A 16240-nucleotide genomic window follows, 5' to 3' on the forward strand; every position below is an offset into this window, starting at 1 on the left:
GTACTTGAGGGAAGCACAACATGAAAAGTCAAAAACGCAACGCAGTCTTTTTCGCCGCCTTGGCACTCACCGCCAGCCTGTCCTGGGCTGACAGGCTCGGCGATATCAAGAAGGCCGGCGTGGTCCGCGTGGCCGCATTCGATGCCAATCCGCCCTTTGGTTCGGTCGATGGGAAGACAAGAAAAATCGTAGGTCTTGATGTCGACTACGCCAACGCGCTCGCGAAAAAACTAGGGGTGAAGTTGGAAATCGTTCCCACCAATCCGGCCAATCGCATTCCGCTTCTTACTTCCGGCAAAGTGGACCTGGTGCTTGCCAACTTCACCATCACCGAAGAGCGCACGAAGGTGGTTAATTTCAGCATCCCGTACTTTGCTTCGGGCACGCAGTTCATTGCCAAGAAAGGGACACTCAAATCTCCTGAGCAGTTGAGTGGTCTACGCATTGGTGTCGACAAGGGAACAACCAACGAAATCCAGCTGCGCGACAAATTCCCCCAAGCCACGTTGGTGGCATACGACGACACGCCCTTCGCATTCACTGCGTTACGTAACGGCAATGTTCAGGCAATTTCCCAGGATGGTCCCAAGCTGATTGGCTTGTTGGCGAACGTTCCTGATCGCGAAAAGTATGAGATCCCACCGTTCGCTATTTCGCAAGACTACATCGGAGTAGGTGTACCCAAGGGCGAAACCGCGCTGACGGAGTTCGTGAACACCACCTTGCGTGAGTTGGAGGCCAATGGCCAAGCGCAGAGGGTTTACGACACATGGTTTGGCCCCAAGACCAAGACGCCGCTCAAGCGAATCTTCAAGATCGGCGATCACACCTGAATGAGTCTTGGCTGCGATGGATTGTCATGACGGCGACCGTCGTAGCTCAGCAGTTGATGCCTTCGTTTTTGAACAGCATAGGGGAGGGCTGGCTCTCTCCCAAATACCTGGGTTGGTTGTGGGACGGCTGGCTTATGACGCTGTGGGCGTCGCTCGTCGTCACGCTCGGCGCACTGGCGTTCGGCACCTTGATTGCCGCTGTGCGCGAGAGCGGCCGCACCGTATGGGTGGCTGCTACTGAGGTCTACCTCTCGGTATTTAGAAATACGCCTTTATTGGTGCAACTCTTCTTCTGGTACTTTGGCGTCCCCGCCGTTCTCCCGGAAGGAGTCTTGCCATGGCTCAACGAAGTTCATGCGTTGACCGTGGCGGGGTTCGAGATTCTGCGTTGGCCATCTTTCGAGTTTTTGGCTGCCATCGTTGGCTTGATTTTCTACTCCAGCGCCTACATCAGCGAAGACATCCGCTCCGGCTTGCGCGGTGTTCCGGCCAGCCAACGCGCGGCGGCACAAGCGCTGGGGTTCGGCCCGGTACAGGTGCTTCGCTATGTGGTTCTGCCGCAAGCGATGCGCATTGCCACACCTGCATTGGTGGGCCAGGTCATGAATATCGTCAAGAACACCTCATTGGGTATGGCGGTTGGATTGCTTGAGTTGTCTTACCGAGCCCGCCAGGCAGAGGCCGAGAGTTGGAAAACTTTCCAGGTCTACGGTGTGGCCACCGTGCTCTACATCGTTGCCATCGCGCTCCTGGAAGTGATGGGCCACTGGCTCCAGCGTCGGCAATCCAGATCTCTCGTGCGCTGAGGCGAACACTAAACTGGCCATCATGGATTTCTCGTTTCTCAATGACGATCTGACTTACCTCCTGTGGGGCACTTTTCCTGAAGGGCCGCCAGGAGGCGCTCTGTTGACCTTGCTGCTGAGTCTCGGTTCGGGCATGGCATCCGCCGTGCTTGGGCTTGCATTCGGGGTGCTGCTAGTGTTGCTGCGTGGCACCGCGCTGGTGGCATTGACCGCTGTGTTGGGTTTCTTGCGCGCTATTCCAGTACTGATGCTGATCTTCTGGACCTATTTCCTCTTGCCCGTATTGCTTGGCATCTCTATTCCCGGGGTGTTCTCCGTCATGGCCGCGCTGGCTTTGGTCAGCGGCGCTTATCTGGCGCACGGCGTTGCGGCCGGCATCAGAGGTGTAGACGATGGCCAGTGGAATGCGGCGCTGGCGATGGGTTTCACCCGGTGGGGCGCTCTGCGCCACATCATCTTGCCTCAGGCCTTGCGGATGATGCTTCCATCGTTCATCAACCAGTGGGTCACGCTGGTGAAAGACAGCTCACTCGCCTACATCGTTGGTGTGAATGAGTTGTCGTTCCTGGCGACGCAGGTGAATGCGCGCATCATGATCCACCCCATGGAAGTCTTCCTCTTCGTGGGTGCCGTGTACTGGGTGCTGTGTACCTTGTTGGACCTTGCCAGCCGCTTTGCGGCGCGTGCTGCCCGAAACTCCGTGTTGCAGCCAGAAGCTACGCCGGCGAGCACTCATTAAGTGTGTGTGGCTGTCATTGGACTGGTCCTAGGCATTTACGTTCGCGCTTGCCCGATCAGACCCTTGGCGGTTTCAACCCAATAGCCACACATAGCCCACCAGCAACGCTGTTGCACTTCGGCTATTGCGCGAGTCAATGCTCGCTGTTTGCATTTTGTTCTACGATGGGGGGAATAGACGGCGCGTCGGCGTGCCGCCCTTACAGACTGACTCGAAGAATCGCGCCTTCGCTCGAAACGATCAAGGTTCGATCATCTTGCGCATGCAAGCTCGAAACCACATTAAGTGCGCCAGGAAGCGCCCCAAGTCGGACACCAAGTTGATTGGGCCCTTCGCTCCCAGCTACAACACGCAACGTCCTCCCCGGCCCCACCGTGTAGATGACGCTTCCTCCGCCCGAGATGTACGGTACGGTATATGACCCAAAGATCTGCCCTGAAGGAGAAACCGAAACTTGGGCGAAACGAGGTGAGGTCCCCTCCGTTCCCCATACCTCGATAGGCTGACCACCTGCCCCGTCAATGCGATGGATGCCTGCATTCGTGCCGAATAAATACACTCGCCCTAAGGTATCGACTTTGATACCGGTCCAAAGTTGCCACAATGGTGATACCCGCTCAAACCCCTGTTCTATCACTTGCCCAGGTGTTCCCGCGTGGGTAGTAACCGATCCGTCCGGTGCGATGCGGCGTATGGTTTGGCCGTACCAGATGCGTAGTAACCGCTCGCTGCCCGGCCATCCCGAGAGGCTGTCTGGGTCATATTCCTTCACCGGAACGTCAATGACCCACAGGTTGCCCGTCTGATCAAAGCAAAGGTGCCGAGGTGAGGCAAAGCGGGCGTTTGAAGCGGGTCCGTCGGCAAACCCTTTTTCCTGGACACTTCCTGCAAACACAGCTAAGGTGCCGTCGGCCTTAAGCTGCATGATGGCGGAGCCAGCCCAGTAATAGAGGTTGTCGTTGGCGTCAGCAACAAACGCGGCCCAACCCGAAGACAGTCGGCCAGGAAGTGTCGAGACGACCCCATCAGCCGTTATCTTCCTGGCGACCTGTTGCGCATCTTTGGTTCTAATCGTGTCCGGATCAAAATCCAAAACGTAAACAGTGCCTTTGGTGTTAGTGACCACGCCGTCCATATTTCCATTGAATCGAGCACTGGAGCCGACTCCATCTTTGTGCACCTTGTCAAGGTTGGCACCCACCCAAGAGGTGACTTGCTTCGTTTGAGGGGTAATCCGACGCAGCGCCGCGAGACCTTCGGCAACCAACAGGTCGCCTCCCTGCAAACCAACCATAGATCTGGGGCGCTCGAAACGCACATCCTCACCCACACCATCCTTGACGTCCCATATAACTTTATTTTCCTCGCGAACGCCCGCAATCGCAGAGATAGTGCCATCGAGCGTCAAGAGCACGATTCTGTTGCCCTGCAAACCATAAAAAGACGTGGCACTTGCTTGTACCAAGCTGCCGACATCGAACGCACGCGCCTCATAGTTCTCTAGGTTGGAGATGCTGCTGACGTTTCCATCCAACGTGACGCGACGAAAGAAGCCACCGTCAAAGGCAACTATTGAGCCGTCTGCTTGCGGAATAAGCTGCCGCAGCCCGGCAAACCTTGCAGCGCTGCCTTGGCCGTCTTTCCAACCAGGTTCCACTCCCGGCTGGCCTGCAACCGTGACAATCTGGCCACTGCTGGTGAGTTTGCGAATGGTCATGGTGTCGGTCAGGCCCACCGACGTGCCTGTATCGATAAAGTAAAGGCTGCCGTCCGCAGCCAGTACCGGGGAAAATATATTTCCCATACGTGCAGATGTACCCAAACCGTCTTGGTAACCCGCCTCTGCTTCATCAGGGTGGCCTGCAATCAATGTCCAGCCGGCCGGGCTTTGCCGGTAAATAAATCCCCAACCAAACGCGTGCAGGTGCCCGTTTGCGTCAGCCACATAGTAAGGACAGGAGGCCGGGGGAGATCTGCCGTAGCTCAATTTCCCATCCTGGTCAATTATGGCTAGGGCTCCGCCTTCAGTCCGTGCATAGATCAGGCCATTTGGCATGATATTCAGGGGCTGATTGACGATGCGTAGGCGGGCTGCGGGTCCCTTGCCCTCAAGTACCCCAAAGCCGCCGAGCTGGCCGGCGAGCAAATAGACGCCTGGGTCGCGCGAAACCGGATCAGGTGGAGGAGGCGGTGGTGGTACGGGTGGTTGACTTGAATCAGAGCCACCGCCGCAGCCTGACAGCACCAGAGTTCCACCGATCATCGAAAGAAAAGTACGCCGTGTAGGTACATCACCTGAAGGAGGGATGGGTTCGGGCTGACCGTTTACTGAAAGATTCAAGGCAATTTCCTCGCTCTAGTCGATGGGGCATAAGCCACACGAAATATAGATCATGAAAGACTATGGCAATAGCGATTCTCAAAGACGATCTGACTTGCCTTCTGTTCCTTGCGACGCAGGTGAATGCGCGCATCATGGTCCACCCCATGGAAGTCTTCCTCTTCGTGGGTGCCGTGTACTGGGTGCTGTGTACCTTGTTGGACCTTGCCAGCCGCTTTGCGGCGCGTGCTACCCGAAACTCCGTGTTGCAGCCAGAAGCTACGCCGGCGAGCACTCATTAAGTGTGTGGGGCCGCAAGCGCTCACGCAAGCCCTCGGAGAGGTGCTCCGCCAGCGTTGACAGCCGAGCAGACCCATGGCGGTTGCGCGGGTAGACAAGCGAGAGCGGTCGAGCTTTAGGCGCATAGGCCTGCAGCACAGGAACCAATTCTCCCCGCTCAATCGCTCCCAGCACCTGATAGTGAAGAAAGCGGCCGAAGCCCTGACCAGCCATGCAGGCGGTAAGGTTGGCGCCTACCGTGTTGCACCCCATTCGCCCATCGATCTTGATGCGCTCGCGCCGGCCTGCGCTGGAGAACTCCCACAGTCGGGCGTCGCCGAAACCATCGAAGCGAATGCAAGGCAAGCTGGCCAGATCTTGTGGCTGCTGAGGTTGCCCCCACGACTCGATCAATGCAGGGCTGGCCGCGATCACCTGATGCACGTCGGCGACATGTCGGGCGACCAGTGATGAATCAGGAAGAGATGCAATGCGGACGGCCAAATCAATGCCTTCCTCCACAAGGTTGACCACACGGTCCAACAACAGCAACTGCAATTCCACGCTTGGGTAACGCTGCAAATAGCTGGCGACTAGCGGAGCCACATGTAATTCACCGAACTTCACGGAGGCCGTCACCGTGATGCTGCCCGTGGGCTCCGCCTGCGCGCGGCTCATCGCTTGTTCTGATTCAGCCACTGCCGCACGAATAGCCAATGAGTGCTCCCGATAAACGCGGCCCTCTTCGGTAATGGCCAACCGGCGGGTATTGCGGTTGAACAGCCGCACGCCCAGGTGGCGCTCAAGCGCCGCCAAGGTGCGTACCACGCTCGGCAAGGAGAGCGAAAGTGCATCTGCAGCCCGAGTCAAGCTGCCGCGTTCAGCAATTTCAAGGAACACCTCAATAGCGTGCAGCCGGTCCATGGAGAATGAATTACTTCGAAAAGTGGATTAATTAAATTAAGTCTACGGCATTTATTGTTGTCTGGCGAATGGATAAATTTGCTTTCACGGCGGCACCAAACCTGTTCAAACCTAAATTCAATCCCCGCGCCGCCATTGAAAGGAATCCTTATGAAAACCGTCATCGTTGTGTTCTCCGATCCCAAGTCAGGCAGTGAAGAGGCCCTTGGCCGCGTCTTCAACGCGCTCTTCCTAGCCTACGAACTCAAGGACAAGGGGCAGGAGTTCGATCTGGTATTTCAGGGTACGGGCGTCCGCTGGCCTGCCGAACTGGCGAAAAATGATCATCCTGCACATGCGCTTTATGAAGCTGTGCTTGACCACATCGTGGCGTGCGGTGGCTGTGCCGATGTGTTTGGCGCCGGCGCTGGCTTGGCTCCGACTGGCATCGCCCTGGTGCGTGACAAAACCATTCCCGGTACCACTGGCGTCCTTGACCTATCTCGACACCTCGATGCTGGGAACCGACTTGTGACCTTCTGAGCTTTTCGGTTGCCGCTAAAGGAGCGATATGAACGACACCATCTTCCATCCAGGCGAGCGACTGGTTCAGGAGCGCACGGGCGAGCGCAGTGTGGCGCTCATCAATAGCCGTCACATCAGTTCGGCCATCCCGGCGCCAGCACGGGCATTTATTGCTCAGCAACCCTGGTGTGTCATTGGCGCGGCCGATGCCTCAGGCGTTGTCTACGCCAGCCTTCTCATTGGTGAGCCTGGTTTCGTGCTTGCCAGCGACGACCTCGCAACCTTGCAGGTTGTTTTTGACGACCCCCATAGCCGGTTGGCAACTACGGCTCCGTTTTCCAGTTTGGAGTCTGGTCAGTCTATTGCGGTGCTGCTCATTGAGCTGCAAAAACGTCGGCGGCTACGCGTCAACGGCCAGGTTGCATTTGCCTCGGCTACAGGGTTTGAAGTGGCTGTTGGCCAAGCATTCCCTGTGTGCCCCAGATATATCCAGAAGCGCGAGCCCGAGGCCGACCAGCCGGCTGACCGAGCGCACGGCGCGGCGCCTGTGGCTGGGCACACCCTCGACGAAGCCGTATCAGAGTGGATTGCCGCGGCTGATACGCTCTTTATCTCCACCCTGGGCCCTGCGAGAGAGGCCGATGTCTCGCATCGCGGCGGCCGGCCCGGCTTTGTAAAACAGCAAGATCAGGTGCTGCGTATCCCTGATTTCAGCGGCAACAGCATGTTCAACACGCTGGGGAACCTTGCCGTCGAATCGCGGTGCGGCTTGGTCTTTCCGGATTTCGAGGGCGCGAGGCAATTGCAGCTCACGGGACATGCACGGGTCTGTTTTGACGTGATTGATGAGATCCAACTTACGGGCGGGACCGGCCGATGGATTGAATTCACGGTTGATGCCTGGTGCATTTCACCGCTCAATCTTCCACTGCGGTGGAGCTTCGTTGAAGCGTCGCCCTACAACCCCTGAAGACGATTTGCTCCCGGAGGGCCTCTGGAAAGAAGAGCGCTCTTGCTGGCAGTCGTGATTCGTGGCATAAGCTGCGGTGTGATCTGACCCCAACGAAGGAACCACCTATGTGCGATGTGAATGACCAGGAAGAGCAGAGCAAATACACCCGCCGCGACTTTGGTACGTGGGCCGCATCCGCCGGCCTGCTGGCCGCGCTGCCCAGCGTGGCCAACGCCGTGGCTGTATCTGAGCGCGAGGTGAGCATCACCACGCCTGACGGCGTTTGTGACGCGTACTTTGTCGCACCCACGTCGGGCTCCGCGCCTGGCGTGCTGATATGGCCAGACGTGTTTGGCCTGCGTCCAGCCTTCAGGCAGATGGGGCGGCGGCTGGCCGAATCTGGCTACAGCGTGCTGGTGGTCAACCCTTTCTACCGGCAGAAAAAGGCGCCCACCGCTGCACAAGGTGGCCAGACGCCGATCGAAGAAGTGAGGCCGCTGATGCAGGCCCTGACGCCAGCCATGCACCTGAGCGATGGCAAAACCTTCGTCACCTGGTTGGATGCCCAGGCCGAGGTAGACAAAACGAAGAAGCTCGGCACCAGTGGGTATTGCATGGGCGGACCGATTGCGGTACGTACTGCCACCGTAGCACCGGACCGCGTGGGCGCCGTGGCCTCCTTCCATGGCGCAGCCATGGTGACGGCTGCGCCGGAAAGCCCGCATCGCTTGGTGGCTCAGACTAAAGCGCGCTACTTGATCGCGATTGCGGAGAACGACGACACCAAAGAGCCAGAAGCCAAAAATACCCTGCGTGCCTCGCTCGACAGCGCAAAGCTGAAATCCGAGGTGGAGGTATATCCCGCAGCGCACGGCTGGTGCCCGCCGGACTCCAGGGTCTACGATGTCGCCCAATCAGAACGCGCCTGGACGCGCCTGCTGGCGACACTTAGCAACGCATAGGCCTGATCTAAGAAGGTAACTTGCGCACCCACCCGGCACCTTGGTGCCTGGGTGTGGTCATGCGCATAGCGAAGATCCGCACTCTTTTTAGATGCCCGAATCGGCTTTATGAGGTCGCGGTTCGCTACGGTTGTTGCTTGAACAAAGCGCAGAGCTCATGCAAGTTCGTGACTTGCAGGTCTGGCGCCACCTCGTGAGTCCAAGAGTGGTCACCGCGGTTCACCCATGCCGTTTTCATGCCTGCAGCGTGTGCGCCAAGCACATCCAGCGAGGCATCGTCACCAACGTGCAGTATGTTTTCTAGCGGAACGCCAACCACATCAGCCGCCGCCTGAAAAATACGAATGTCGGGCTTTCCCACGCCGAACTTGCCCGCGGCAAGGGCGCCACGGAAGAGATGCGACAAGCCAATCCGGCCAAGGTCTGCATTGCCATTGGAGACCGCAATCAATGGAAAACGACCCGCAAGGTACTGGAGCGATTCCAGGGAGTCTTCGTACAGTTCGACCTCATTGCGCATGTTCATGAACACGTCAAAGGCCGCATCTGCCAACGACTCGTCGTCACCAGCGCAGAGCAGGGCGGACCGAATGGCTTCACGTCGTAATGAGGCGAGGTCATGGGCCAGTTGAGGGTTGTCTTGCTCAATTTTTTGGCGAATCGCTTGGCGCTTCTCAACGTCCCGGAGCAGTTCGCGTGTTGCTGCCGCGTTCGTCAATAGCCAAGTATCAAGCGCTGCTTCAGCCTTCTCGATAATGGGCCAGATAGGCCAGAGGGTATCGTCAAGATCGAGCGAAATGGCGCGAATTTTCGTGGTGTCAAGCATGACTCCAGAATACCGCAGATGTCGGCGTTGGGCTCCAGTGAGGCGCTGTGCATGTGCGAGCGGGCTATCGCACTGCCTTACCACTCACCCAAAACCCAACTGCTGGCCACGGCAAAGTACTCTCTTAGCCAGACATTGAAACGAATGATAGGCGGCGTAGGCGCGCCCACGCCAATTGGCTGAGCATAGCCTTGGCGCTTGGCAATCCGCAAGGCACGCCACAGGTGAAAGTCACTGCTCACAACAGCAATCGGCTGGTTCATATCCACGCCGCGTTGTTCAAGCAGAGGTTTGGTTAGCGCCAGGTTGAGTTCAGTACTGGTGCTGACTTCTTCCACGACCAAGGCGTTCTGAGTCAGCCCATGCTTGGCCGCCAGATAGCGCGCCATGATGATGCCTTCGCTCTCTTTTTCGCCAAAATCCACGCCGCCGCTGACAGCAACGACAGCCCGGGGCTGAGCCGCCGCCAGTTCAGCCGCAGTATCCAGCCGCAAGGCGAGTGGTGCACGCGGTTGACCGTCTTGCGTGCCGCTGCCCAGCACCACCATAGCCACTACCGGCGGAGCGGTTTGCGGATCTGAGCCCAGGCCAGCAATTACAGCCCACAACCAAGCCACGCTAGCGCACCAGAGCGCCAACGCACTCCAACCAGCGCGCCAGAGCCAAGCGCGCCAAGGTGTTGCTGCACGCCAGCATTGCACCGCCCGCCAGCGCCATACCAGCAGCAAACCACTCATGCCCAGCGCAAGCGGGACGACTACACCCAAATGCAAATTCCCGGTGACCAGCGGCGCAACTCCCAAGGCCACCAATATCAAGCTCACGATAGCTATCAGGTATCTCATCAGTCCTTATATCAATTACTCAAAATCACCGTGAATACTTGTCACACGAAGCAGTTTGCCAAATCACTCCAGAAGCATGCGGCTGCGCTTGGAGGTGGGCGCCACTGATCTCGCAACCACAGCATCGCCCTTCAATTCACTTTCATGGATCCTATGGGCGTCAACGCCAGCTTTTTGTCTGTTGGCAAAGCGCCGAGACTACGGCTTTAACTCAGACCATTGGGGCCTAAGTGCGCCAGAGCGGCACGGCCCAGCGGGCTGTCGGCATCTGCCAGCGTCTCAATGATCTCAAAATGATTGAGGCCTTCGGCCGTTACCAAGCGCACGGGCTTGCCAGCCGTTGCAACTTCCGCCGCAAAGTCATGCGATTGACGCAAAAATTCGGGCGTTTCCAGCGTGCCGCACGCCACGACCAGTGGCGCATTGAGATGCGCGATATGGCGCTGCGGACTAAACGCCTGCTCTGAATTTTCGGTGATACGTATATATCTGCTGCGCGCAGACAGCCGCACGGGTGCCAGGTCAAAAATACCGCTGCAGCACAGCCCGCTCTTGATGAAATCAGGCGGCAGCCCAAACTCGCCGGCCCAGTCGGTGGTCAGCACTACCCCCGCCAGGTGCGCGCCCGAAGAATGGCCCAGCACGTGTACACGCCGCCCATCGCCGCCAAAGCGCGCTGCATGGCAGTGCACCCAGGCCACCGCCCGCCTGACCTGCGCCACCATGACGGTAAGATCGCCACCAACATCCTGCACCGCGGCAAAGTCCGGCACCACCAGGTGCACACCGGCGCGCACAAACAGTTCAGCCGCAAAGGCATAGTTGCAGGCAAGGCCAGCGCGCCATGCACCGCCATGAATGAAGATCGCCACGGGCGCATCAGCTTTGTCGGTGGTGTAAACGTCAAGCGCCTCAATGGCGCTGTCGCCATAGGCAAATCGCAGCGGCTCACCCAGCCTACTGCGCATTGCCACGCTGTTGTCGGCATAGCGCTGCAACACCTCGGCCTGGTTGGGTGCGTAAACGACCTGGTTGTAGGACGCGTCAAGTGCGGGTTGGTCCATGCCCAGCCACACTGCAGGGGTCGCCGCACCTGCCGCGCGACCCAAACCCATCAAGACAAGCTGAGCAGTAAAAAGTGCGCTGGCCGGGTCAGCCCATTCGAGCACTGCATCAAAATGATGGCGGCCAGTTAGCGCCATCAAGGTGGATTGCCCGCCCAGCGCCTTCCAATAGTCCGCCACCTCACGGCTTTGCCTGAGGTAGTCAGTGGTTTCATGCCCACCCACAGCTACTAGCAGCGGGCAACTGGCCACTGCACCGTGCCGCAGCAACGACACCTGGGCCACCAGGTCTGGCGTGAGGCCCAGCTTCTCGTTGCGAAACGACAGGCGCACCGGCTCCAGATCACCCAGCCCGCTCATGAACACTGCGCTTTTGACGAGGTCTGCGGGAGCACTGAAGTCTTTCACCCAGTCGGTCATGAGCAACTGGCCGACGAGATTAGCGCCTGATGAATGCCCGGCAATGTGGATTCGACTCGGGTCACCCCCATGTGCCCCAATGTTCTTCCATACCCAGTACAAAGCGCGCCTGACCTGCGCGCCCATCTCCGGCAAGGTGGTTGCGGGCACCAGCGTGAAGTCGAGTGCCACAAACATCGCGCCTGCGTCCACAAAAGCCGGTGCGGCAAACCCGCTGTCTTCTTTGGACAGGGCACGCCAGTCGCCACCATGCAGAAACACCATCACCGGTGCGTTTGGCGTCAGGGCTTGGTAAATGTCGAGCCTATCATCGGGGCCATCGCCATAGGCCATGTCTTCAACACAGCGCAGAGACGCTTTGGCTGCAGCCGTGCGGCTGGCGTATTCATTCAAGTAAATGCTGACATCCGGCACCGTGCCCCGGCTGTTGTACTGGCGATCAAGTTCAGCCTGGTCGTATGCACGCCAGACAGCGGCAGCCGAAACCGCTACGCGATTTGCCACGGCTATTCGACTCTAGCGCCAGAGATTTTCACTGCGCGCATGTTGCGCACGCTATCGCCCACTAAAAAAACCGCAAATTCTTCTGGTGTGCTGGCCACAAGGTCATAGGACTTGGCCACGACTTCCTTCTGTATAAACTCCGGATCTTTCATGATACGGGTCACCTCTGCATGTAGCTTCATCACAATCCCGTGCGGCGTGCCCGCTGGGGCAAACAGGCCAAACCAGGCGTTGGCCGGTACATCCGGGAAGCCGGACTCCGCAAAGGTCGGAACATCGGGCAACAGCGCCATGCGCTTTTTGCCGCCGACGGCCAGCGCCTTCAGCCTGCCGGCTTTGATGAATGCCTGCGATGACGCCGCGCCGGAAAACGTTAGCTGAACTTCACCCGCCACCGCCGCTGGCACCGCCTGCGGAATGCCTTTATAGGGCACATGCAAGATGTCTATGCCGGTCTGGGCCTTGAGCGTTTCCATCGCCAGGTGCGGCTGGCTGCCGCTGCCGTAAGAGGCGTAATTGAGCTTGCCCGGGTTGGCTTTGGCATAGTCAATCAGTTGCTTCAAGTTGTTGGCTGGCACCGCGGGGTTGGCCAGTAACAGTTGGTTGAGTAGCACCAACTGTGTGATGGGCGTGAAGTCTTTCACCGGGTCATAGGGCAGTTTGGCATAGAGGTGCTGGTTGATGGTCATGGTGGAGTCGGTCGTGATCATCAGCGTGTAGCCATCTGCAGCGGACCGCGCCACAAACTCCGCACCCAACAGCGTGCCGCCACCAGGTTTGTTGTCGACCAGCACCGGCTGGCCCAGGGCGCGCCCCAGGCGCTCGCCGATCACGCGCGACAGGACGTCGAGGCCGCCACCCGCCGGGTAAGGCACGACGATGCGTATGGGCTTGGTCGGGTACGGGGCTGCGTCCTGCGCGAATGCCATCTGAAATGCGGACGCGGCCAGCAGCACCGCGGTCAGGGAAGCTTTGTACAAGGTCATGGTGGGCTCTCTGGGTAAGCTGGCGTGCAGAACGCTCAGCGAAATTAACATGCGCTAAACGAAGCAGTTGTACCTCAGGTTTGGACCGCTCTTGCACGAACGAGTGATTCTCCCGTTACCAGAGATTCATTAATACTTGAAAGCTCTCTCGGAAATTCCCGACTGGAATCGATGCATCCTCCCTCGCGGTAAATACCGGTCAAATCTCGGTAACGCAACATTTGAGTGAAAACCTGTTGCTGCCTCACCGGATTAAGTTGCGTTGCTGCAACTTTGGCATCTACCAGATTTTCATCCATTTGCAGCATCCGTTGGTCGTCGAGATAAGCACAGTCGCGCCAATGGTAGATCTCCATCATTTTGTCTTGGAGCGTGTAAGGGGTATTTCGCTTCCAGAAATTGCCGAACCATCCGCCGCCAAGGTAGATGGTCCAGGAGCCTTCATATCCAGGGGTATCCGATGAGCGTTCATCGGGATTTTTGAACCACACCCGATCCCCCGGAACATAATAATTCATGGGTATAGGCGCGTCAGCAGTGCCGTATTCGGAAAGAAAAACCTCATGAAATAAACCAGACTTGATGCATCGCGTCCTGGCAGTATTCTGTAGCAGCTCGTACAGGCTTGGCCGCGAGTTCTGAGTTTCCTGTGCGATGCCAAGCAAAATGACGTATTCGGTCGCGCGATAACAAGAAAAGTCATATAGCCGCCCGGTAATATCGGGCTGCGTTGCGGCGATCAGTGCATCCGTCAGGCTGACCTGTGGCTTGAGCAAGAATCCTACATCGGGCTCATCGTGCCAGAAAGCGCTGGGTCTTTCTGCTGCATCGGTTTTGAATGCAAGCGCAGTTTTTTCGGCGGCTAGGGCAATGTTGCACCGAATTCGCACATGCGCTTGCAGTTCTTCGAGGTCTGCAAAATCAATCCTGACCGGCGCACCGAGCAGGGCCACCCACACCTCAAGCAGCAGCAGATCATCGCCACCAAGGTCTGTAGACTGGGTTAGCCGCTGGCGCAGTTCCAGCGTGTCATGTGCTGGCATTAACGTAGTGAAATGGCGTTCCTTCAAGCGCAGACGCAGGACTCGACCTTGCGCCAAGTACAGGGGCTCCCTTTCACACCACTCAAACGCTCCCAGTCCCGACAGTACTCGGGTGATCTGGTAGTACATGTGATCGGCGTCTGATCCAGAAGGCAATCTGATGCTGATTCCTTCCGGCAGTGAACCGACATTGTCCATACAGTAGCCTCCAAGAGGCTGTTTTCAGCCTTCATTTTTTAATGCATCAAGCCTCGACTTGACCCGCGTCTACGTCAGTGTTTTGAACACAGTTCCTCAAGACACAACCGCCCAATCACAGTGAAACTCTGTTTGTGAATTGGCAATGCCTCCGTGCATGAATCGACCCGCGTCACTGACCACTTCAAAATACTGACCTCCCAGGTCATCTTACTGCATCATTTCACCAATATTCGCCAATGATGGATTAGATTCCCAAGGGTTAATCCTCACAAGGAATGAGTATTGGAATCATTTCTCGCCGGCTCCAACCACACGCGCAGTTGAACGTGATCCATGGGGCGCTCTTGGCTTACCTCAGAGACGAGACGGCCAGAATTCTTTAACTAATCCTGAACTTGGGATGTTTTCATTGAGCAGAATGAATGCAGGCATTCTCTGTCTTCCGAGCAACTGTCAGCAAAGATAGAAAGGTCTCGCGGTCTTCGCGACGAGTCCGCGATCGCGAGCGAAGTTCCGGCGAACATCACTAATACGGGGCAGGGTGCCCGCACGCCAGTTTCAAGCCGAAGGACTTCTTATAAGGCCGTGATCAGGAGCCGTCTCGGGGCGTTTTCTGCGGGCCCTCTTGCGGGCCATGAGGTTTCGCCTCTAAAGGGAGTCCTCGATGGGCACCTTCTGCAGGATGCGCCGTAGACGGGACAAATAACCAGTCAATGAGCTTCACGGTGTCTGCTCGCGGGCCTTCTTCGAACTTGGATGCAAGTCAGGCGACTGCTTCCTGGCTGGCTGCGATCCTGCCTCGCACTCCTGCTTTGTATATGATGCGCATGTTTTTATTTTCGCAACAATAGTTACAAAAACTTGCGCCAGCTTTGGTGCGTCCAATCGTAAGGAAAATCCAATGGCAGTTTCCGTCAATCGCCTTCCCTTAGGCCTTACCGGCGTCGTTCTTGTCGGCGCGATGCTCGGGCAAACCGCACTTGCGGGGAGTTGTGCATTCACTTCTGCCGGAACATCGGCCACAACGCCTTATAGCTGTGCCATTCCTGCTGGCGTCACGTCGATCAACGTGACGGCAGTCGGTGGGGGCGGGGGCGATGGTAGCGTCAGCTCGTCTGGTGGAAACGGGGCTCAAGTGGTGGTTACCCAGCTTGCTGTGGCAACCCCTGTCACCGCCTCGATTGTCGTAGGCGGTGCCGGCATGGCGGACTATAACGGCGGCGGCGGTGGTGGCTCCTCCAGTGTCACTCTGGGCGGCGGCGTCAATCCCACCATCATTGCTGGTGGGGGCGGTGGTGGTGGCGGTTTCGGGTCCTCCGGCATTGGAGGCAACGGCGGCGATAACGGCTCCAGCGCCGGCGGAAATGGCGGTGGTGGCGCGAATGGCGCGCCAGGCACTAGCGCCACCGGTGGCGGCAGCGGTGGAGCCGGCTATGGCGGGCCTGGTGGAAGCGGGGGTAACGGCGCTGCGGGCGGCGCAGGTTCAGGCAGTGGCAAAGGCGGCGACGCCAATTCTGGGTTTGTTGGTGGCGGCGGTGGTGGGGGTTATGGCGGCGGTGGCGATGGTGGAGTCGGCGGTGGTGGCGGTGCGGGCGGTTCGCTAGCTGTCACGGCAGGCGGTGCCACCACGGTGTTCTCCGCAGCGAGCAACATGGGCGTAGACGGCTCCGTCACCATTTCATGGGCTGACCCGGCCCCGCCTGTCGTAGCAGCGGTTCCCACCTTAGTAGCGGTTCCCACCTTAGGAGTGGGGGGCCTAGCGGCATTGGTGGGATTCATGCTGATATCTGCGCTCGTTCTTGTACGGAGCAGATCCCGGGCCTGATTTCAAGTCTTACACTGCGATGCTGGATTTGATCGCGGTGTGGCGGAGGGGATGTCGTCCCAACGATCTCGGCCGGACCAAACCAGTACTCGCGAAATGGTTTGGCTTGGGACCCTATGCCTCAGTTATCCTGCTTGAATCGCTCGAAAATCATTGTGAATTTTCGAGTCCAAGGCGTGCCAAGCGTCTAAAGGCTCAAATCGCCCA

At 58.0% G+C, this 16240-nt stretch carries 15 protein-coding genes; 8 read left to right on the top strand and 7 right to left on the bottom strand.

Going from position 1 to position 16240, the window contains the following annotated elements:
- Window positions 1-20: 20 nt before the first annotated feature.
- From G518_RS0115510 to G518_RS0115520, 3 genes are read left to right on the top strand one after another with little or no spacing between them, the layout of a single operon-like run.
- On the top strand, window positions 21-833 hold the full coding sequence (locus tag G518_RS0115510) for an ABC transporter substrate-binding protein (protein ID WP_028603336.1): 813 nt from the start codon (window positions 21-23) through the stop codon (window positions 831-833).
- Between the two features lie 56 nt (window positions 834-889).
- Entirely contained in the window at window positions 890-1639 is a 750-nt protein-coding gene (locus G518_RS0115515) for an amino acid ABC transporter permease (RefSeq protein ID WP_028603337.1), read from the top strand.
- Between the two features lie 22 nt (window positions 1640-1661).
- Window positions 1662-2378, top strand: a complete 717-nt coding sequence (locus tag G518_RS0115520) for an amino acid ABC transporter permease (RefSeq protein ID WP_028603338.1) — start codon at window positions 1662-1664, stop codon at window positions 2376-2378.
- 199 nt (window positions 2379-2577) lie between these two features.
- On the opposite strand, the gene G518_RS0115525 is transcribed toward G518_RS0115520, so the two are convergent.
- Window positions 2578-4719 (bottom strand): NHL repeat-containing protein, encoded by a 2142-nt coding sequence (locus G518_RS0115525; protein WP_156909414.1) that lies wholly within the window; start codon window positions 4717-4719, stop codon window positions 2578-2580.
- Between the two features lie 62 nt (window positions 4720-4781).
- Here G518_RS0115525 and G518_RS0115530 point away from each other — a divergent pair, with 62 nt between their 5' ends.
- The gene (locus tag G518_RS0115530; protein ID WP_028603340.1) at window positions 4782-5000 is read left to right on the top strand and encodes a hypothetical protein; all 219 of its coding nucleotides are present in this window, start codon (window positions 4782-4784) and stop codon (window positions 4998-5000) included.
- Here the strand turns inward: G518_RS0115530 and G518_RS0115535 are convergent.
- A complete protein-coding gene (locus tag G518_RS0115535) occupies window positions 4978-5901 on the bottom strand; it encodes a LysR substrate-binding domain-containing protein (RefSeq protein ID WP_028603341.1) in 924 nt (307 codons plus the stop codon). The genes G518_RS0115530 and G518_RS0115535 overlap by 23 nt on opposite strands.
- Window positions 5902-6051: 150 nt before the next feature.
- On the opposite strand from G518_RS0115535, the gene G518_RS35355 reads away from it, so the two are divergent.
- The 3 genes from G518_RS35355 to G518_RS0115550 all read left to right on the top strand — a co-directional run bounded on the left by G518_RS35355 (window position 6052) and on the right by G518_RS0115550 (window position 8319).
- The gene (locus G518_RS35355; RefSeq protein ID WP_051236767.1) at window positions 6052-6423 is read left to right on the top strand and encodes a DsrE family protein; all 372 of its coding nucleotides are present in this window, start codon (window positions 6052-6054) and stop codon (window positions 6421-6423) included.
- Between the two features lie 28 nt (window positions 6424-6451).
- Window positions 6452-7375 carry a pyridoxamine 5'-phosphate oxidase family protein gene (locus G518_RS0115545; RefSeq protein WP_028603342.1) on the top strand — a complete coding sequence of 308 codons (924 nt, stop codon included), beginning with the start codon at window positions 6452-6454 and terminating at the stop codon, window positions 7373-7375.
- Window positions 7376-7482: 107 nt separating this feature from the next.
- On the top strand, window positions 7483-8319 hold the full coding sequence (locus G518_RS0115550) for a dienelactone hydrolase family protein (protein ID WP_028603343.1): 837 nt from the start codon (window positions 7483-7485) through the stop codon (window positions 8317-8319).
- Window positions 8320-8443: 124 nt separating this feature from the next.
- Here the strand turns inward: G518_RS0115550 and G518_RS0115555 are convergent, their stop codons facing one another.
- The 5 genes from G518_RS0115555 to G518_RS35365 form a co-directional block, all read right to left on the bottom strand.
- A complete protein-coding gene (locus G518_RS0115555) occupies window positions 8444-9145 on the bottom strand; it encodes an HAD family hydrolase (RefSeq protein WP_028603344.1) in 702 nt (233 codons plus the stop codon).
- A 77-nt stretch (window positions 9146-9222) separates the two neighbouring features.
- Complete coding sequence (locus tag G518_RS0115560) at window positions 9223-9990, bottom strand: YdcF family protein (protein ID WP_036594875.1); 768 nt, start codon at window positions 9988-9990, stop codon at window positions 9223-9225.
- A gap of 206 nt (window positions 9991-10196) precedes the next feature.
- Window positions 10197-11978 (bottom strand): alpha/beta hydrolase, encoded by a 1782-nt coding sequence (locus G518_RS38525; RefSeq protein WP_051236770.1) that lies wholly within the window; start codon window positions 11976-11978, stop codon window positions 10197-10199.
- Window positions 11979-11980: 2 nt separating this feature from the next.
- Window positions 11981-12964, bottom strand: coding sequence for a Bug family tripartite tricarboxylate transporter substrate binding protein (locus G518_RS0115570; RefSeq protein WP_028603346.1), 984 nt, complete (start codon window positions 12962-12964; stop codon window positions 11981-11983).
- Window positions 12965-13038: 74 nt separating this feature from the next.
- On the bottom strand, window positions 13039-14205 hold the full coding sequence (locus G518_RS35365) for a hypothetical protein (protein WP_051236772.1): 1167 nt from the start codon (window positions 14203-14205) through the stop codon (window positions 13039-13041).
- A 904-nt stretch (window positions 14206-15109) separates the two neighbouring features.
- On the opposite strand from G518_RS35365, the gene G518_RS41305 reads away from it, so the two are divergent.
- Window positions 15110-16033, top strand: a complete 924-nt coding sequence (locus G518_RS41305; RefSeq protein WP_051236774.1) for a hypothetical protein — start codon at window positions 15110-15112, stop codon at window positions 16031-16033.
- The last annotated feature ends 207 nt before the right edge of the window (window positions 16034-16240 follow it).

The sequence above is a fragment of the Ottowia thiooxydans DSM 14619 genome (genome assembly GCF_000422885.1).
Classification (GTDB): domain Bacteria; phylum Pseudomonadota; class Gammaproteobacteria; order Burkholderiales; family Burkholderiaceae_C; genus Ottowia; species Ottowia thiooxydans.